Source organism: Thalassobacillus cyri (assembly GCF_900107755.1).
GTDB lineage: Bacteria > Bacillota > Bacilli > Bacillales > Halobacillaceae > Thalassobacillus > Thalassobacillus cyri.
Window position 1 is genome coordinate 144097 of sequence record NZ_FNQR01000004.1, and the last position, 19395, is coordinate 163491.

The 19395-nt window shown below is 42.4% G+C and carries 15 protein-coding genes; 11 read left to right on the forward strand and 4 right to left on the reverse strand.

Going from position 1 to position 19395, the window contains the following annotated elements; translation table 11 throughout:
* The first annotated feature begins 15 nt into the window (after positions 1-15).
* The 5 genes from BLV00_RS06525 to BLV00_RS06545 all read left to right on the forward strand — a co-directional run bounded on the left by BLV00_RS06525 (position 16) and on the right by BLV00_RS06545 (position 8662).
* Complete coding sequence (locus BLV00_RS06525; RefSeq protein ID WP_093043656.1) at positions 16-960, forward strand: ABC transporter permease; 945 nt, start codon at positions 16-18, stop codon at positions 958-960.
* A gap of 20 nt (positions 961-980) precedes the next feature.
* A complete protein-coding gene (locus BLV00_RS06530) occupies positions 981-1808 on the forward strand; it encodes an ABC transporter permease (RefSeq protein ID WP_093043658.1) in 828 nt (275 codons plus the stop codon).
* Between the two features lie 16 nt (positions 1809-1824).
* A complete protein-coding gene (locus tag BLV00_RS06535) occupies positions 1825-2808 on the forward strand; it encodes an ABC transporter ATP-binding protein (protein ID WP_093043660.1) in 984 nt (327 codons plus the stop codon).
* Positions 2801-3772, forward strand: a complete 972-nt coding sequence (locus BLV00_RS06540) for an ABC transporter ATP-binding protein (RefSeq protein ID WP_093043662.1) — start codon at positions 2801-2803, stop codon at positions 3770-3772. Before BLV00_RS06535 ends, BLV00_RS06540 begins: the two co-directional genes overlap by 8 nt.
* Before the next feature lie 234 nt (positions 3773-4006).
* Entirely contained in the window at positions 4007-8662 is a 4656-nt protein-coding gene (locus BLV00_RS06545; RefSeq protein WP_245728864.1) for a 5'-nucleotidase C-terminal domain-containing protein, read from the forward strand.
* 156 nt (positions 8663-8818) lie between these two features.
* On the opposite strand, the gene BLV00_RS06555 is transcribed toward BLV00_RS06545, so the two are convergent.
* Entirely contained in the window at positions 8819-9769 is a 951-nt protein-coding gene (locus tag BLV00_RS06555; RefSeq protein ID WP_093043664.1) for a nuclease-related domain-containing protein, read from the reverse strand.
* Between the two features lie 232 nt (positions 9770-10001).
* Positions 10002-10937, reverse strand: coding sequence for a nucleoside hydrolase (locus BLV00_RS06560; protein WP_093043666.1), 936 nt, complete (start codon positions 10935-10937; stop codon positions 10002-10004).
* A gap of 207 nt (positions 10938-11144) precedes the next feature.
* Here BLV00_RS06560 and BLV00_RS06565 point away from each other — a divergent pair, with 207 nt between their 5' ends.
* Both BLV00_RS06565 and BLV00_RS22505 read left to right on the forward strand, forming a co-directional pair.
* Entirely contained in the window at positions 11145-11333 is a 189-nt protein-coding gene (locus BLV00_RS06565) for a hypothetical protein (RefSeq protein WP_093043668.1), read from the forward strand.
* A gap of 140 nt (positions 11334-11473) precedes the next feature.
* Entirely contained in the window at positions 11474-11608 is a 135-nt protein-coding gene (locus tag BLV00_RS22505) for a hypothetical protein (RefSeq protein ID WP_281242986.1), read from the forward strand.
* Positions 11609-11876: 268 nt separating this feature from the next.
* Here the strand turns inward: BLV00_RS22505 and BLV00_RS06570 are convergent, their stop codons facing one another.
* Positions 11877-13208, reverse strand: coding sequence for a short-chain fatty acid transporter (locus BLV00_RS06570; protein ID WP_093043670.1), 1332 nt, complete (start codon positions 13206-13208; stop codon positions 11877-11879).
* 228 nt (positions 13209-13436) lie between these two features.
* On the reverse strand, positions 13437-14678 hold the full coding sequence (locus BLV00_RS06575) for a dicarboxylate/amino acid:cation symporter (protein WP_093043672.1): 1242 nt from the start codon (positions 14676-14678) through the stop codon (positions 13437-13439).
* A gap of 647 nt (positions 14679-15325) precedes the next feature.
* On the opposite strand from BLV00_RS06575, the gene BLV00_RS06580 reads away from it, so the two are divergent.
* From BLV00_RS06580 to BLV00_RS06595, 4 genes are all read left to right on the forward strand, one after another.
* Complete coding sequence (locus BLV00_RS06580; protein ID WP_093043674.1) at positions 15326-15760, forward strand: ferritin-like domain-containing protein; 435 nt, start codon at positions 15326-15328, stop codon at positions 15758-15760.
* A gap of 453 nt (positions 15761-16213) precedes the next feature.
* Positions 16214-17515: an ABC transporter substrate-binding protein gene (locus tag BLV00_RS06585; RefSeq protein WP_093043676.1), complete on the forward strand. Its 1302-nt coding sequence runs from the start codon at positions 16214-16216 to the stop codon at positions 17513-17515.
* A gap of 193 nt (positions 17516-17708) precedes the next feature.
* A complete protein-coding gene (locus tag BLV00_RS06590) occupies positions 17709-18569 on the forward strand; it encodes a carbohydrate ABC transporter permease (RefSeq protein WP_093043678.1) in 861 nt (286 codons plus the stop codon).
* The gene (locus tag BLV00_RS06595; RefSeq protein WP_093043680.1) at positions 18569-19390 is read left to right on the forward strand and encodes a carbohydrate ABC transporter permease; all 822 of its coding nucleotides are present in this window, start codon (positions 18569-18571) and stop codon (positions 19388-19390) included. The genes BLV00_RS06590 and BLV00_RS06595 overlap by 1 nt, the downstream gene beginning before the upstream one ends.
* Positions 19391-19395: the final 5 nt, after the last annotated feature.

Below are 19395 nucleotides of genomic sequence, written 5' to 3' on the forward strand. Positions count from 1 at the left end.
AGGTGTGAAGCCCTCATGTTTGCTTATATCTTACGACGATTACTCATGTTGATACCGGTGTTATTCGGTATCTCTGTATTCATCTTTTTGATTATGAAAATGATTCCCGGTGACGTAGTCAGTACAATACTTGGAACGGAAGCAACCGATGAAGCCAGGAGTCAATTAGAAAAACAATTCGGTCTCAATCTTCCAATCTATCAGCAGTACCTGCAGTGGATGGGAGGCGTGCTTACAGGGGATTTTGGTGTGTCACTACGAACAGGGAAACCGATTTTGGGTGATATCATCAGCCGCTTCGGATTGACTTTAGAGTTGACGTTGTTATCTGCATTCATCTCCTGGATCATCGCTATTCCACTCGGAATTGTGGCCGCCTTAAAAAGGAATACCAGCACAGACTTCGGGGTCCGGATCATTTCCCTGCTTGGTGTTTCGGTGCCAAACTTTGCTTTGGCTACGTTGCTATTACTGGTATTATCACTGGCGTTCTCCTATTATCCGCCAGCTGGCTATGTCTCGTTATTCGAAGAACCTATGAAGAACCTGCAGATGATGGTTTTGCCGGCATTTGTGTTAGGGACTGCGATGGCTGGAGCGGTAATGCGGATGACCCGGTCGTCGATTTTAGAAGTGCTGCGCCAGGATTTTATCCGGACGATTCGTGCCAAAGGTGCCAGTGAGCGGATTGTCATTTTCAATCATGCATTGAAAAACGCGATGATCCCAATTTTGACGATTATTGGAATGCAAATCGGTACGTTGCTTGGTGGTACGGTCATCATTGAACAAATATTTTCTTTGCCAGGATTAGGTCAGATGGTTTTGACAGCTATCAACCAGCGTGACTATCCCGTTGTTCAGGGAGCTGTCTTGTTCATAGCGACCGTTTTTGTGCTTATCAACCTATTCGTTGATGTTCTCTATTCGTATTTGGACCCGAGAATTACATATAAATAATTGATTTCGGAGTGGTAACTATGAAAGAAATCATAGCTAGATTAAAGAAAGATAAGGTTGGAATTGTTGGTGTCATCGGCGTAGGGCTTGTCCTTGTGCTTGGTCTTTTCGGTCCGTGGCTTTCCCCGCATGATTCGACGGAAATGTATAAAGAGCATATGTTGGAAGGACCGAGCGCAACTTATTGGTTCGGTACGGATGAATTCGGCAGGGATATTTTCAGCCGGGTTGTAGAAGGGGCGAGGGTCTCGTTGTACGTAGGGCTGATTTCTGTTGGCATTGGTGCTTCGTTAGGCTTTGTGTTCGGACTGATTGCCGGCTTCTTTCAGAACTGGATTGACAACCTGATTATGCGAATCATGGATATATTGTTCGCTTTCCCGGATATTCTTCTTGCACTGACCATTGTGGCAGTACTTGGACCTAATTTGGAAAATACCATGATTGCCATCGGAATCGTTTTTACACCTGTCTTTACGCGTACGGTTCGTGCCGCTGTCATTGCGGTCAAGGAAATGGAGTTCATCACCAGCGCAAAAGCAATCGGGGTCAAAACGCACAAGGTCATATTCCGTCACGTGTCACCGAACGTGCTGGCTCCATTTATCGTTCAAAGTACATTAGCATTATCCGGAGCGATTTTGACAGAAGCCGCCTTAAGTTTCCTGGGTCTTGGCATCCAGCCTCCAAATCCATCTTGGGGTGCAATGTTGAATGAGAGCCGCCAGTATATGGAGATTGCTCCGTGGATTGCGATATTCCCGGCATTGTTCATCATTGTCACTATTTTCTGTTTCAATCTGCTTGGGGATAGTTTACGAGACTTATTGGATCCAAAATTGAAATAGAGAGGAGGCAGTCAGGATGGCACCAATATTACAAATCAAGGACTTGCAAATCGATGTGAAAATGGATGAAGAAGTACTGAATGTCGTTAAAAATATCAACTTAGAAATAGGAAAAAGGGAGATTTATGGCATTGTCGGTGAATCCGGCAGCGGGAAAAGTCTGACTTCGTTAGCTATTATGGGGTTGCTCGCGAGTCCCCCCTTACAAGTTTCCAAAGGAGAGATCTTTTTTGAAGAGGATAAGGACTTATTGAAATTATCTTCGAGGGAATTACGCAAAATTCGTGGCAATAAAATTTCGATGATCTTCCAGGAACCGATGTCGGCGCTCGATCCCCTTTTTACCATCGAAGACCAATTGATGGAGTCACTGAAGTTTCACACCAAGCTATCAAAAAAAGAAATGAAACGGGCGTGCGTGAAGATCATAGAGAAGGTAGGGATTCCACGTCCAGAGCAGATCATGAAAGAGTATCCTCACCAGTTGTCCGGAGGAATGCGGCAGCGCATCATGATTGCCATTGCCATGTTATGCAATCCAAAACTATTGATTGCTGATGAGCCGACAACGGCGCTTGATGTAACCATTCAAGCCCAAATATTGGACTTGATGAAAGAGTTGCGGGATGACTTCGAAACGTCCATCCTCATGATTACACATGACTTAGGGGTGATAGCGGAGACCTGCCAGCGAGTGGCTGTCATGTATGCCGGTGAAATCGTAGAGGAGACTGATGTCGTCAGCCTGTTTCACCGACCCAAGCACCCTTATACAAAAGGTTTGTTGAAATCTATGGTAGGGGACCGTTCAGATGCCTTATATTCTATCCCTGGAAAAGTGCCATCTGTGGAACAGATGCCGAAAGGATGCAGATTTGTGACACGCTGTCCCGAAGCGATGGATATATGTGAAAAAGTGTCACCTGATGACCTGGAAGTTGCGGATAACCATCGCTGTAAATGTTGGCTTTACCAGAAGGAGATGGCAAACCATGTCTGAGACATTACTCAAAGTAGAAGCATTAGAAAAATTTTTCCCCGTCAAAGCTGGCATATTCAAGCGAACGAAAGGCTATGTAAAAGCAGTCAACGATGTAAGTTTTGAAGTAAAGGCTAAAGAAACACTGTCCTTAGTCGGCGAAAGTGGCTGTGGGAAATCCACATTAGGCAGGAGTATTTTGCGTATTTTGGAACCGACAGGCGGGAAGGTGTTATTCAACGATAAAAATATTTTGGATTATTCCAAACAGGATCTAAGAAAAATGCGGCGGGATATGCAGCTGGTTTTCCAGGATCCTTATAGTTCTCTAAACCCTCGCATGACGGTGAGAGAGTTAGTGTCCGAGCCTTTATACACCCACTTTTCCATTAGTAAGATGGAGGCTGATCAGCGAGTGGATGAGATTTTGGAGAAAGTAGGATTACCTTTAGAGCATTCGAAACGCTATCCCCACCAATTCAGTGGTGGACAACGGCAGCGAATCAGCATTGCCAGGGCGCTGGTATTGAAGCCAAAACTCGTTGTCGCGGATGAACCAGTTTCAGCTTTGGATGTTTCCATCCAGGCTCAGATTTTAAAGCTGCTAGTCGATTTACAGGAGGAGTTTGACTTGACTTATCTGTTCATCTCCCATGATTTGAACGTAGTCAAACATATCAGCGACCGCGTCGGCGTCATGTATCTCGGGAAAATAATGGAACTGGCTGATACCGAGGCCTTGTATGAGGAACCGCTCCACCCCTATACAAAAGCCTTATTGTCAGCCGTGCCAACATCTGATCCCCTTGTAAAAAAAGAACGAATCATACTGAAGGGGGATGTGCCGAGTCCAACTGATCCGCCAAGCGGATGTCCCTTCCATCAACGGTGCCCGCTAGCAGAAGAGAAATGCCAGAATGTGCTGCCTGAATTTGTACAAGTCAGGCCTAAACATTGGGTGGCATGTCATCTGGTGGAACAATAAAATAACAAAGAAGCCCGTCCTTAGAGACGGACTTTTTTAATGGGAAAATGAGCGATGTTGCAACAAACTCCAGGCATGTATAGGTGAAAACTCCAATGTAAGATTATATCTTTTGGCATGGTCAATTGGAACCGTTTTCATTAAAATTTGTCATAATTATACTCTTATTGTCAAAATTTCTTTATACTGGAATTGCTAGACGTATGACTATTAATCTAAATGGAGGGTATGCAGATGCAAAAAGTCTTGCGTAATCGGATTCAAGCTCTGAGTTTGATTGCTGTATTGCTGCTCGGTACGTTCGTTGCTCCGGTCCAGCCGGTTCAAGCGGATGAGCACATGGACGATTTGATTATTTCTGAATATGTAGAGGGAGGCAGCTACAATAAAGCACTCGAACTCTATAATGGTACAGGTGAAGAAATAGATTTATCGCAGTATACCTTGGAGTTATATTCCAACCAAAGTGAAACTGCGACAGCAAGTCTTAATCTTGATGGGACTCTACAAAGTGGAGAAGTATTTGTAGTAGCTCATGGGAGTGCTGGCAGTGAAATTAAAGCCGTGGCTAATTTACTGGACAGCGGTTTAGCTAATTTTAACGGGGATGACCCGGTAGTATTAAAATATCAAGATAATGTAGTAGATTCCATTGGATCACTTGGTAGTACGGACGCTTTTGGAAAAGATGTTACGTTGGTACGTAACGCTGATGTGACTAATGGAGATACGAATGCTAATGATGAATTTGTAGTAAGTGACGAGTGGGATAGCTATCCTAAAGATACGATCAATTACCTTGGTTCCTATGAGATGCCAGAAGTTGAGCCAGTAGAACTTCAAACAATCGAAGAGGCTCGCCAGGCTGAAGAAGGTACACAAGTAAAAGTGAAGGGAATTACGACTGCATCCTTTGAAGCAGGCGGACAGACGAACCTTTACATACAAGATGACACAGCAGGAATCATTGTCCGTGCGCCAGGCTTGAATGTGCAGCCAGGAGATGAAGTGGAAGCACAAGGTGAATTTTCTTCTTATTATGGCATGCAGCAGATTCTTGCTTCCTCCGCTACAGTTGAAGTAGTTACTGAAGGTGCAGGTGTACCGGATGCACAATCTATGAGCTCTATCGATTTTTCAGCGGAAAATGGAGAAGCGATCGAAGGTGAATTTGTTTCTACTGAAAATGTGGAAATCACAGAAGTAAATGAACACGGAGAATTTACAGCGACTGATGAAAATGGAAGTTTCTTGATTCAGCCGCAAGATGAAGACCTTTTAAAAGTCGGAGAATCCTACGAAGTTGTTCAAGGTGTCGTTGATTACAGCTATGGCAACTATAAGCTTCTTCCTCGTTCTGGGGATGATGTTATTGATGTTGTTTTCTCTGTGAAAGCAAACCCTGCATCTGGCTCCGTCTTTGAAGGTACACAAGTAAAATTAAAGACTTACGAAGAAGGCGCGGAAATCTATTATAATATCGACGGTTCAGAGCCTACTACTGATAGTATGCTTTATGACGAAGCGATCGAAATTACAGAAGATACGACAATCAAAGCAGTTGCTGCCCGTGAAAGCGGCGAAACTAGTGAAGTCGCTACATTTGATTACACGATTTTGAAGCCTGCGGATGAAGTAGATATCCATGACATCCAGGGTGCTGGTCACACTTCCCCTTATGAAGGCAATGCGGTTTCCGGTGTCGAAGGTGTCGTAACAAAGCTTGATGGTAGCAAGGGTTTTTACATGCAAAGCCTGAACCCTGATGATGATATTGCTACATCCGAAGGTATTTATGTTTATCAGCGCAGTCATGCCGTTGAAGTAGGCGACTTGGTTGCGGTTGATGGAACTGTGAAAGAATGGCGTGAAGATGGTTATTCCTATGCAAATGACTTATTGACTACTCAAATCACAGGCTCCGGGGTGACAGTAGTAGAATCTGATGTAGAACTTCCTGATCCGGTTGTAATCGGTGAATATCGTATCCAGCCTACGGAAGTTATCGAAGATGATGAAATGACATCCTTCGACCCGGCAGCAGATGGCCTTGATTTTTATGAAAGTCTGGAAGGTATGCAAATCCAGTTAAATGATGCTTCTGTAACTGGTCCGATCAAATATGATGAACTTCCAGTATTAGTCGAAACTAGTGAAGATCAACTTCGTACAGATGCTGGAGGATTATTGATTTCACCAGATGACTATAATCCGGAGCGTATGCTAATTGATGTGGATGGAATTGATTTGACAGCTAAGACTGGCGACTATTTTGTTGAACCAATTACAGGTGTTGTAAGTTATGACTACAGTAACTTCAAAATCCGTCCGACAGGTGGTTTCCCTGAAATCCAGAATGGCGGTACCGAGCCTGATAGTACTGAGCTCAAGGGCTTGAAGCCGAAGTTGACTGTAGCAAGCTATAACGTAGAGAATTTCCACGCTGGTACAGACCAGGAAAAAGTGCAACGTATTGCTGAAACCATGGTAGAAAACTTAAACGCTCCAGACATTATCGGTCTTGTCGAAGTACAGGATAACAATGGTCCTGAAGACGACGGTACTGTGGATGCTACGGAAAGCTATCAAACGTTGATTGAAGCAATTGAAGCGGCTGGCGGGCCAAGCTACGAGTTTTCTGATATTGCTCCAGAAGACAAAGAAGATGGCGGTCAGCCAGGAGGGAATATCCGTGTCGGTTTCCTTTATAACCCTGACCGTGTATCGATGACAGACAAGCCGGCTGGCGATGCGACAACTTCAGTTGATGTAGATGATAGCGGTTTGACTTTGAATCCAGGGCGCATCGATCCGACAAATGATGCATTCTATGATTCTCGTAAAGTTCTTGCCGGAGAATTTATGTTCAATGGCGAAAAAGTGACGGTTATCGCAAATCACTTCAATTCTAAAGGTGGCGACGGAGCATTATTCGGTGCTGAGCATCCAGTTGTACTTGGAAGTGAAGAGCAGCGTTTGCAGCAGGCAGAGGTTGTTAACGGATTTGTGCAAGATATTAAGGCAGAAGATCCTGATGCTAACGTGGTGGTATTAGGGGACTTGAATGACTTTGAATTCTCAGCACCAGTTCAAACGTTAAAAGGTGATATCCTTACCAACATGATCGAAGAGCTTCCGCGGGAAGAGCGTTACACGTATATCTACCAAGGAAACTCTCAAGTGTTGGATCATATCCTTGTCAGTAACAACTTGGCACATCGCACCAAAGCCGACATCGTGAATATCAACTCTGACTTTTCAGTCGAAGATGGGCGTGCAAGCGATCACGACCCAGTTGTGGTCCAAATTCATCCAAAGAAAACGGTTGAAAAAGGTGAGAAACCTGGCAAGGGGAAAGACAAAGAGTATGAGTTAAACTTGATGCACACGAATGATACACATGGAAACCTGGATGAAATTGCAAAAACAGCAACAGCTATCGAGAAATATCGTAGCGAGAATCCAGAATCCCTATTGTTGAGTGCAGGAGATGTATTCTCCGGTACCCTATACTTTAATGAATTCCTTGGACAAGCAGACCTGGAGTTCATGAACTACTTTGGTTATGACGCTATGACTTTCGGTAACCATGAATTCGATCTCGGTTCTAACGAAGAAGGTCACCAGGCGCTGGCTGACTTTGTGGAAAATGCTGAATTTCCATTCGTGGCTGCAAATACAGATTTCTCTAGCGATGCTTTGTTCGATGGTATGTTTTATGAAGACAAAGTAACGCATAAAGCAGAAGACGGAAATATCTACGGCGGCATTATCAAATGGGTGGAAGGAGAAAAGGTTGGTATTTTCGGTTTGACGACAGAAGAAACTACTGACATTTCCAGTCCAGAAGATGTAGCGTTTGAAGACTATATCGTAGAAGCAGAAAAAATGGTAGATGCTTTTGAAGACAAAGGCGTCAACAAAATCGTTGCACTGACGCACCTTGGTTTGGATGACAATGTGGATTACGACAATGATCTTACTTTAGCTGAAACAGTGGATGGCATCGATGTAATTGTTGGCGGCCATACACATAGCGAACTGATCGAACCCCGCTATGTTGGAGCTGGAGAAGAGCCGACGGTTATTGTCCAGACTGGTGAATACAATGATAACCTTGGTACACTCGACGTAACTTTTGATAAAAAAGGTAAAGTACTAAGCTATGAAGGTGAATTGGTTGCTATCGGTGATTTAGAAGAAGACCCAGAGGTAAAAGAAATGCTTGCGCCATACGCTGAGCAAGTGGAAGCTGTGAAGAATGAATCTATCGGCGCTACAGCTGAGGTTTACTTGAACGGGGAACGTGAATCTGTCCGTACACAAGAGACAAACCTTGGTAACTTAATTGCAGACGGGATGCTTGCCAAAGCAAAATCCGTTAATCCGGAAACAGCAATCGCTGTAACCAACGGTGGGGGCATTCGTACTTCCATCGACACAGGTGAAATCACGGTTGGTGAAGTATTGACAGTAATGCCATTCGGGAACTCACTAGCGATTATGAACCTGACTGGAGTGGAAATTGTTGAAGCACTGGAGCACAGTGTCAGCCAGGCGCCAAACACAAGCGGAGGATTCCTTCAGGTTGCCGGTATGCAGTTTGAATACGATAGCAGCCAGCCTGCAGGCGAGCGAGTCGTAAATGTAGAAATCGAACAGGAAGACGGGTCGTATGTACCGTTGAACGAAGAAGAATACTACTACGTTGCTACTAATGGCTTTACTGCCAAAGGCGGCGATGGATATGATGTTTTTGCACAGGCTTTTGAAGAAAAACGTGTCAGTGAACCTGGTTTTATCGACTATGAAATGTTCATTGATCATGTTACTTCATTAGAAACAGTTGCTCCTGAAGTAGAAGGACGCATTGTTGACGTTAACCAATAATTGAGGAAAAAAAGCTGAGCGCTTTCAAAATAGGCGCTCGGCTTTTTTATGTAAATAAACGTGCGGTCTTTAGCTGCAATTGTGCTAGTGGAAGGTATAATTGTGCAACTTACTTAGATAAGTGTGCAAGTTATACCACTAAACGTGCATCCTCGTTTAATCCTCCCTTAAAATATACTTTATATTTCTTCCTTGGCCGGATGATTCATAGTTCTGCAACATACGAAGGACGACAAAACGTGATGGGACTTCTAAAAAGGCACAAGCTTCTCTATTCGATATGGTAGAAGCGATTAATAAGGCATATTCAGAAAGTGCTTGATTGTGTGCTGTATCTGATTTAAAAGTACATCGGGGACAGTACCATTTGCCATATTCGCGTTTCATTGCGAGGATATTACATTTCGGGCAGGCGACACCGCTCAATAATTCGGAAGGGGCTATATCATAGCGTTGCAAGATGTTTTGGCCAGGTTCCTGGTGTGCAGTTAATAAAGTTTGTGAGATGACTTCTAAAGGCAGAGGAGGCTTATCCTTATGCTTTTCTAATAACTCGTGTATACGGTAAGGAAGATAGGCACGATTAACAATTTTATTGATATTGGAGGGTTGGTCGTTAGTGGATTTAATTACAGAGCGATCATTCGCCATTACTATTAAGGCTTCTATATCCATGGATATATCTAGGTGATGATAAAGCCAGTTACTCAATTGATACTGTTGCCGTTTTACTTGCAATAGCGGATCGGAAAATGCTTCTTCTATATTTTCTTTTTTTCGAATTACCTGGTGGAATAAACCATCAAACGTTACAGTACCGGAATAATTCTTAACTTCTAAAATGATAGCGAGATTTGGAGTTAGCAGTAGAATGTCTATTTGGAAGTAACGCTGGCCATCGTGTAGACGCAGGTTGTGGAAGATCAGCGTATCAGATTGGAGAAAAGATAAGGGAAATTCGAGGGATTTTTCACCATTATAGCCTGCTTCATAACGTTTAAGCTGATCCGTAATTGAAGTCATTTTTGGATGATGGATCGGAAGTCTTTGAGTAAGCGCGCGGAGCTTCTTGATTTCTTCAGGGAGCTTTCGGGGTTTAATGATCAATACATCACTTCCTAAATGAAGGGAAACGTGCGTTTCCTTTCTATTTTTGTTTTATTATACCTGCTTAAGAGATCGATGGGTAGATTTAAATGTGCTTTTTTTTATGTAATCGTGCAAGTTGGCGAAGTAAATGTGCGAGCTATGCTAATAATCGTGCGCCAAGAACACTTAATCGTGCAACCTCGACCTATACACATAAAAAATACCGCAGAAGCATTGCTTCTGCGGTATTTTAATAGGAGTCCAAGCTTTCTTTCAATAGGTTCCAGAACTTTTCCTGATCGATGTTATGTGCGAAATGAACATTCGGCTCTTTGCCTGTTACCCCTAATAAATCCACGCACGTCATGCCGTAGGAGTATTCCCCTTTTGTTTCGATATCGACATGGACATGTTTGAAATCAAAAATCGAAGGGTTGATCAGGTAAGCGACTGTACAGGCATCATGGATAGGAGCACCATCAAAGCCGAAGTACTCTTGATATGTATGTTTGAAAAAATCAAGCAGCTCAACTACGGTATCGGCGACTGGATTTTTAATCGCAGCCAGGTCATCGATGATACTGGTAGTTGCCTGCGCCTGGTGGGTAATGTCCAGCCCGAACATGGTTAGCGGTACACCACTTTCAAAAACCACTTTAGCTGCTTCTGCGTCAACATAGATATTGAATTCAGCTGCAGGTGTCCAGTTGCCGTATGTGCCGCCGCCCATCAAAACGATTTCCTTGATTTTAGGAAGGATAGCAGGCTCTTTTAACATCGCCAGCGCGATATTGGTGAGAGGTCCGGTTGGGACTAGTGTTATTGGCTTATCTGATGTAAGTATTTTATCAATGATCAAGTCGGCTGCGTGGATTTTTTCTATAGTTTTAGTCGGGTGGTCTGGAAATTGAGGGCCGTCAAGGCCGCTATCTCCATGTATCTCTTCGGCAATTTCACTCCTTTTTACTAATGGCCGGTTCGCTCCCTTGGCAAGCGGTACATGCTTTAAATCTATCAAATCACAAATACGCTGGGCGTTGAGCGTAGTCTTATCTACGGATACATTTCCTGCTACGGTGGTGATTGCTTCGATGTTTAAATTAGCGTTTGAAGCGGCCATGATGATAGCGATCGCATCATCATGCCCTGGGTCACAATCTAAAATGACATTTGTTTGATTGGTCATCATAGGACCTCCTTTTCTATCAATTATAAAGAAAAGTGTCGAAGATTGAAATTTTCCTTCAGAAATGAATAGCTTTTATTGTTTTTTTATAGGTAAAAAAATAATTTTACAACGATATATAATTGATATTTTTCTATTATCCCGCTTAGCCAAACTGCTGGAGTAAGGAATAAGATATAGCTATATTCCATGAAGGGGGTACATGCTATGTATGAAGATTTAAAGGAAGAAATCCGCCAGGAGGAACTACGTGAAATAATGGATGAGTATACAACGACTTGCTGGAGGTGCGAGGAAAAAGTAGATCAATCAGAAATTGTGACTGTAACCGATGGCAGAACGTATTGGAAAGAATTATGCCCGGATTGTTTTGAGTTCCATCAGACAAAAAGGTAACAGCTGAGAGAACTAGTAAACTGGATGCCAGATTCTAAATATACACATAAATTTACAAAAAACTACAGAAATTCCTCTTAATTTATGGTATTATTCTAGTTATCGACAAACGGGAATGGATAGATTAGGAGGGATAGTAGTTGGAAGAACAGAAGAAACTGACGGAAATGCTGCAGAATTTGATTCAGAAAACGGAAACGAAAGAAATCGAGTCTTCAGAAGAAATGATTAAACAAATTGTCGCTAAGCTTGAAGGGTATCAATATCAACATTAAGCTATTCATGGCATTCAACAATAGATATTCAAAAGTCCGCCGCTTGGGAAGTTACTCCCAAGTGACGGACTTTTTTGGTTGAGCGTGCTGCATTTTATTATAAGGTAAGAAAGTGTAAAAGTTTGAACATTTCTGCGAAGTATTTGCTAGCTTCAACGCCCTGAAAGACACTCGCGTCATAAGCAACCCGTCTTGTGGAAGGAAAGGACGCCTTCCTCCAGCCGTTTTGCTTATGCGTATCGTGTCTTTCAGGGCGTTTGCGCTTTTCTTATAAAAACAATAATGCAAGCGAAATCGGTACTGCGCTCCAGAACAGGATAATGACGCAGAATCCCATAATATCTTTTACTTTCAACCCTGCTATTGCAAGCAATGGTAATGCCCAGAATGGCTGGATCATATTGGTCCAGGCGTCTCCCCAGGCAACTGCCATCGCAGTCTTAGCCGTCCCTACACCAAGTTCCATGGCTCCAGGAACCATAATTGGTGCCTGTACGGCCCACTGACCGCCTCCTGATGGTACGAAGAAGTTGACGATCCCCGCACTTAGGAACGTGAATAATGGGAAGGTGAATTCAGTGGAAATGCTAACAAACCACCTTGACATTTCTTCAGATAGACCGGATGCTACCATCATTCCCATGATACCAGCGTAGAAAGGGAACTGGATGATGATACCCCCTGCATTTTTTACCCCATCTGTCACCGTGTTTAAAAAGCGTCTTGGGGTTTTATGAAAAATGATTCCTAAAAATAAGAAAATGAAGTTGACGATATTGATATTCAAATCGAGACCATTTTGTTTAAAATGATAAATAATGAAAACTAAACCTAATATCCCGATCAACATGGAAAGAATCATACTGTTTTCCAAGCGCTCTGCCGGTGTCATGTCAGCTGCAGCAGTTGCGGCAAGTTCCTCTTCGGCTGATTCGTTTTCCAAAAAGTGCAGATTGTTTTTACTTAAATCCCCGCTTGTTTTCAACATCCATAAATTCAGTAAAGGTAAAGAAACCAGCAACGCTAGTACAATGGCTATGTTCAAACCGCTGAACAGCGTTTCTGTAACAGGGATGCTTCCGATACTATCAACTAAAAAATGATCTTCAGTGGCAATGGTTAATGGAATCGATCCAGACAAGCCGCCATGCCAGACAATAAATCCGCCGTAGGCACTGGCCATTAATAACCGGTAATCGACATTTGGTACCCTTTTTGCCACATGAACGGCAAGCAAGGCCCCGACTACCAGCCCGAAACCGTAATTGATCAAACAAGCGATAGCGGTCACGAAAGTTACGAGCATGATCGCTTTCCCAGGTGTATCAGCAAGTCGGCTTAGTTTTGACAAAAGTGATTTGACGACAGGAGTGTTAGCTAATATGTAGCCTGTAACGACAATCAGCGACATTTGCATGGCGAATGCCAGAAGATTCCAGAATCCATCTCCCCAGTATTGCACCATTTCCCCTGGAGAGCTGCCTGTAATTCCTATCCCCAAAACCAAAACTACGAGTGTCAAAATGATCGCAAACAAAAATGCGTCCGGCAGGTAGCGCTGGACCAGACGATCAAAAAATGATGTGATACCTTTTAACATAATATTCCTCCTCAGCTATGTAATCGTTTACAAAAAATCTGCTTCCTTCTCATTCATTATTATTGGACTAGTATGTTGGTTATTCGGATTAGAAGGAAAATTCAGACTAATACTAGTTTCTTAAAAATGGAGTACAATTGCAAGGGGTTTATCACTTAAAACAGGTGTAATTGTGGTGATGGATACATCAAAAAAGAGCAGACCCATGGGCCTGCTCTTAGATTTCTATCATGAAATTTCTTCGGCTGCCTTATGTTCCGTAATGCCATGTTTCTTTTCAGATTCGGCAATTACCACAGCACATGCGGCATCCCCATAAACATTGACAGCTGTACGCGTCATATCCAGGAGACGGTCAATACCTAAGATAAGCGCGATACCTTCTACTGGCAGGGCAACCTGGTTCAGTACCATGGCGAGCATGATCAGTCCGACACCTGGCACGCCGGCTGTACCGATACTTGCCAGAACAGCGACTACGACAATCATGATTAACTGGCTGAATGCCAGGTCGGTCCCATAGACTTGTGCGATGAAAATAGTTGCGACCCCTTGCATGATGGCTGTACCATCCATGTTGATGGTTGCTCCTAAAGGCTGAACGAAGCTGCTGATCGGTTTAGGAACATTCAGGTTTTCCTGTGCCGTTTTCATGGATACCGGCAGCGTCGAGCTACTGCTTGATGTACTGAATGCTACCGTGGCAGCAGGGAAAAAACCTTTGAAGAAGTGAACCGGATTCATCTTTCCTAAGAAAGAAACAGCCGAACCATAAACAGCAAATAAATGGATGAATAATGCCGCTATGACAACCAGCATGTAGGCAATCATTGCCATCATGCCATCAATCCCCATCGTTCCGATTGCTGAAGCCAGCAACCCGAATGCACCATAAGGAGCAAATCGCATAATCAAATTGACGAGGAACATCATGATTTCGTTCCCTTGTTCGATGACTCTCATGACACTTTCTGTCTTTTTACCAAGCATGGCAAGTGCAAAACCGATGAAAACGGAGAACGCGATGATTTGCAGCATGTTGGCTTCTGTCATCGCTTGTATCGGATTGGTCGGAATGATATTGGTGAATGTTTCAACTACTGTAGGCGCTTTCTGACTTTCATACTCAGCTCCCCCGGTATCAAAATCGCCGCTTCCTGGCTGGAAGATGTAAGCAAGGGCGATTGCGATGGTGATGGCCAATGTCGTTGTACCGAGGAAAAAGGCGATCGTCTTTCCTCCGATTCGTCCCAGCTTTTTCGGATCACCTAATGCTGCCACCCCGAGTGTGATGGAAAAGAATACGATTGGTACGACAAGCATTTTGATCAGGTTGAGGAAAATCGTGCCCAACGGGCTGAAGATATAAGTATCTAATGTAGTGAATAGGTCAGGTGCAGTCATGTGCAAGACCAAACCTACGGCGGCACCAAGTAAGAGGCCGAGTAGAATCTTAGTTGTCAGTTTCATAGTGTTCCCTCCCATGTTATACGGTATATTTAGTTGTTGTGGGTAATAGAAGAAAATGGATAGTGGGTATTGCCTTTTTTGGGAATTTTCTGTCTAATAAAACAACTGCCAGATGGCTGGGTTGCTTTTCCCCTTTTATAAACTACCATAAAAAATAATACACGTAAAAACTTTAAAAGAATATAAAAATAATTTAATAGTTATGTAATGCATACGTAAAAAAACAGCTATTTAGAATGAAAAAATGTAAACAAATCCCGTTGAATCCAATATGTGGTGTACGGGTTGGTGATGGGATAAAAGAAGAAGGACTTGACGGTCATCTCAAAGAAATATCTGCTCCTAATCACATTTATTGAGAGTTTTTGATATGATGATGAATCATTTTCTCTTGCAGGGTAAAAATATCTTTAAATGACTTTGACTGGTTAACCATTTTTTGAGAACCAATTATTCCAGATAGACAGCTTTAAACGAAAACGATTATTCCTTGGTGCTATTACAAAATGTGATATTCTTCACTTCGTGAAGTTTAAAAAATCTTTAAAATGATACATATATATAGAAGATGTTTAAAACAGGGAGAATACAGGGATAGGTATATAGTAGTAAGATGAACAATTTATTAGTGGAAAGGATGTTGTTTAATGGATGCAAAAATGAAAGAACTGATCGAGGGTCTGAACGAGGACTTAGCACATGAATATGCAGCGTCAATTATGTACACGTACAATGCTGCTACCGTAGATGGTCTGTACTATTCTGTACTGAAGCCATTTTTCGAAGGAGAAATCGCTGATGAGCAGGGACATGCCCTTTACTTGTCCGAAAAAATCAAAACATTAGGTGGAACACCAACAACGAAGCCTGCAGAAGTTAAACAGTTAGAAAATGTAAAAGAAATGCTGCAAGAAGCACGTAAATCCGAGGAAGATACCATCAAGCGTTATGAAATTCGTAAGGAGCAAGCAGAAGAATTAGGTCTTACCGAACTTGTTGTCAAACTGGAAGACATGATTGCTGATGAAACACATCATATGGAAGAAATGGATCGTCTGTTAGCAGATCCACGCCTTCAATAAATGGTATAATGATTTTTGAGACGTCCAGTTTATGGGCGTCTCTTTTTTTAATCTTATTATAGGCAGTATCATCTGCTTTGATTGGATGATCTATTAGTAACAAATTATAAGAAAGGCGACGAAGTATGTTCAATTTGTTAATTATTTTACATGATTGAGCTGTAATAGTGGGATAGAATAATGGGGGAACTTTCTGAAAATTAATGTTGTATTTCATAAAGTGGCGTGATATGATTTGATTAATGATTTTGTGCAAACGTATTCACAAAAATCGCGAAACCATTGCTCTATGATTTGATTGCGTGCAATCACAGCTGTTTGTATTTTCTTACATATCTTAATGCAAACGTATGCGCTAACGGTTAAATCTATTAATCTAGCGGGACAGGCGTATTTTTGTGAATGATGGAAGCGCATTCATTCAATCCTATTCCAACTTAAGGAGTGTTTTACATGAAGAAGAAAAAGTTGTATGGCGTAGCTTCTGCTCTGTTGGCTTCCAGTATCGCATTGGCTGGCTGTTCATTTGGTGCAGGGTCAGATTCTGGTTCGGACGAGGGATCTGGAGATCAAGTAACCGTAGATATTTTCCAGTTTAAAGTAGAATTCAAAGATCAGTTTGAAGCGCTGACAAAGAAATATGAGGAAGAAAACCCCAATGTTAATATCAATGTAAAAACTGTCGGTGGGGGAAATGATTACGGGTCTTCCTTGAAGACTTCATTCTCCTCTGGAGAAGAACCTGACATTTTTAACATCGGAGGTCCATCCGACGTGGAAACTTATGAAAAATACTTAGCAGACATGTCGGATACAGAAGCTGCTAAAGCAGCTTTAGAAGGTACACTTACGAGCGTGAACAAAAATGATGAAACCCTTGGCCTGCCTTTCAACCAGGAAGGATACGGGATCCTCTACAACAAGAAAATTTTTGAAGAAGCAGGCATCAACCCTGATGACATCAAAACACATGAGGATTTAGTGAAGGCAACAGAAAAATTGGACAGCAAAAAAGAAGACCTCGGAATTCAGGCGCCATTTGCACTGCCTGCGAAAGAAACTTGGGTAATCGGAAATCATCTGGCTAATACATTCCTTGCTGATGAATTCAATCATGATGTAATGGAAGCATATCAGGCGGATACAGTTGAATTCGCCATGGGAGATCAGATGAAACGGTTCCTGGATCTACAAAATGAATATTCCGTACAGCCTACTTTGAGTCTCGATTATTCTCAACAGGTGGAAGAATTGTTCTCTTTAGGTGAAGTAGCTATGATTCAACAAGGGAATTGGGTATACAACACCATTCTTCAAATGGATGAAGAGATGGCCAAGAATAATGTAGGTCTTTTGCCGATTCCGGTTGAAGGCTATGAAGGAAGTATCCCTGTAGGCGTTCCGATGTACTGGGCTGTCAACAAACAATCAGAAGATGAAGTAGTCAAAGAAAGTAAAGAATTCTTAGACTGGATGTATACTTCTGAAGAAGGTAAGAAATTCGTTACAGAAGAATTTAAATTCATCCCTGCATACGAAGGTTATGAAGATCAAAAGATTGCGGATCCAATTTCTAAAGAAATCTATGAATATGCAGCTGCTGGAGACACGTTAGGATGGGTATTCCTTGGAGCACCAACGAATTGGACAGAAGGAAGTCTTGCGGTCAACATGCAGCAGTATCTAAGTGGAGATATCACATGGGAACAAGTAGAAGAAAATGCTCGAAAAGATTGGGAAAACTCACGTCAATAAATAAGTGAAATTTACTGACATAGACAAGCTGTTTTCAGTTTTCTCTTGTCGATCATAATTGAAAATATCTCTCCTGTCAGGTGATTATTGAAACTAATGCCTGATAGTTGAGATGTTTTCATTTATACATCAGAAGCAAACCACAAAACGATAGCAAAAGGGGTTATCGTGCTCAGAATTGGAGGAGAAACAGATGCAAAACCGCAGCCCTGCCTTTTGGCTTTTTCTTACACCGGTTATTTTAGCATTGGGGATAGTAGTGGTCATTCCGTTTTTGTATGGGCTTGTTTATTCGTTTACCGATTGGAACGGCCTTGCAGCGACGGAGTTTATCGGCTTTGAACACTACATCAACTTGTTCCAGGAAAAAGAGTTTATGAATTCGATCTGGTTTACACTTAAGTTTGCAGTAGCATCCGTATTGCTATTAAACTTTTTCGGTCTTGCACTTGCCTTGATTGTCACACGTAATATTAAAACCAACAACTTGCTAAGGACAGTATTTTTCATGCCGAACCTGATTGGCGGTCTGATTCTCGGTTTTATCTGGCAGTTTATTTTTGTCAGTGTGTTCGGTGATATCGGAGAGTTGCTAGGGGTTGAATCCATGCAAGGCTGGCTGTCGACCACAGAGACCGGGTTTTGGGGCTTAGTCATACTGACATCCTGGCAGATGGCCGGATATATCATGATCATTTATATCGCGTACTTAGAGAACATTCCTAAAGAATTGATTGAAGCGGCTAAAATTGATGGAGCGAGCAGCTTTCAGCGTTTCAAAAATATTACTTTCCCACTTGTGGCGCCTGCTTTCACCATCAGTATGTTCTTGACACTTTCCACGTCCTTCAAAATTTATGATCAGAACTTATCACTGACAAACGGGGGACCTTATAACTCCACACAGATGGTGGCGATGGAAATCGTGCGGACAGCTTTCTCAGATAATCAAATGTCCTATGCACAGGCAAAGGCTGTCATTTTCTTCCTGATTGTCGCTGTCGTTGCGCTGACACAGGTATACTATAATAAGAAACGAGAGGTTGAGATGTAATGAAAAATCAAGAAAAGAAAAGCTTATTCTCAATCGAAATTCTCGGAATTATTCTGGGGTTTTTATGGATCGCACCTTTTTATTTAATGATTGTCAATGCATTTAAAACGAAACGGGATATATTCAGCGGGGTTCTCGGGTTCCCGGCAGAATGGGAATTTGATAACTTTGTCCAGGCATTCATTGATCTCGCATTTTTAAAATCGCTATTCAACTCTGTTTTGATTACGGGGCTTAGTGTCGGAATCATCGTTATTTTTTCTTCAATGGCTGGTTACGCACTTGCTCGTAATAAGAGCAAACTCAGTGGAGTAATGTTCTTTGTGTTCGTAGCGGCAATGCTGATTCCATTCCAATCGGTTATGATTCCGCTAATTTCTATTTTCGGACAGGCAGACATGTTGAATGCGGCTGGACTGATTTTCATGTATCTGGGATTCGGCTGCAGCTTATCTATTTTCCTATATCACGGAGCAATGACTGGTGTTTCCAAATCATTAGATGAAGCAGCAATCATCGATGGAGCCAGCCGCTTCCAGCTATTCTGGAAAATTATATTCCCTTTATTGAAGCCAATATCTGTAACAGTGGCAATCCTGAACGTCATCTGGATTTGGAATGACTACCTATTGCCATCGCTTGTCTTAAGCGAAGCCAATGCGACGATCCCATTGAAAATGTTCTATTTCTTTGGACAATATACCAAGCAGTGGCATTTGGCGTTGGCAGGTTTGACAATTGCCATCATCCCGGTCATTATTGGGTACTTCTTCGCACAGAAGCAGATTATCAATGGGGTTTCTGAAGGCGCGGTAAAATAATTGTT

Bases quoted from the DNA above. Each gene is read 5' to 3' on its own strand.
- BLV00_RS06525 (WP_093043656.1), top strand. From the start codon at position 16: ATGTTTGCTTATATCTTACGACGATTACTCATGTTGATACCGGTGTTA.
- BLV00_RS06530 (WP_093043658.1), top strand. From the start codon at position 981: ATGAAAGAAATCATAGCTAGATTAAAGAAAGATAAGGTTGGAATTGTT.
- BLV00_RS06535 (WP_093043660.1), top strand. From the start codon at position 1,825: ATGGCACCAATATTACAAATCAAGGACTTGCAAATCGATGTGAAAATG.
- BLV00_RS06540 (WP_093043662.1), top strand. From the start codon at position 2,801: ATGTCTGAGACATTACTCAAAGTAGAAGCATTAGAAAAATTTTTCCCC.
- BLV00_RS06545 (WP_245728864.1), top strand. From the start codon at position 4,007: ATGCAAAAAGTCTTGCGTAATCGGATTCAAGCTCTGAGTTTGATTGCT.
- BLV00_RS06560 (WP_093043666.1), bottom strand. From the start codon at position 10,937: ATGACCAATCAAACAAATGTCATTTTAGATTGTGACCCAGGGCATGAT.
- BLV00_RS06565 (WP_093043668.1), top strand. From the start codon at position 11,145: ATGTATGAAGATTTAAAGGAAGAAATCCGCCAGGAGGAACTACGTGAA.
- BLV00_RS06570 (WP_093043670.1), bottom strand. From the start codon at position 13,208: ATGTTAAAAGGTATCACATCATTTTTTGATCGTCTGGTCCAGCGCTAC.
- BLV00_RS06575 (WP_093043672.1), bottom strand. From the start codon at position 14,678: ATGAAACTGACAACTAAGATTCTACTCGGCCTCTTACTTGGTGCCGCC.
- BLV00_RS06580 (WP_093043674.1), top strand. From the start codon at position 15,326: ATGGATGCAAAAATGAAAGAACTGATCGAGGGTCTGAACGAGGACTTA.
- BLV00_RS06585 (WP_093043676.1), top strand. From the start codon at position 16,214: ATGAAGAAGAAAAAGTTGTATGGCGTAGCTTCTGCTCTGTTGGCTTCC.
- BLV00_RS06590 (WP_093043678.1), top strand. From the start codon at position 17,709: ATGCAAAACCGCAGCCCTGCCTTTTGGCTTTTTCTTACACCGGTTATT.
- BLV00_RS06595 (WP_093043680.1), top strand. From the start codon at position 18,569: ATGAAAAATCAAGAAAAGAAAAGCTTATTCTCAATCGAAATTCTCGGA.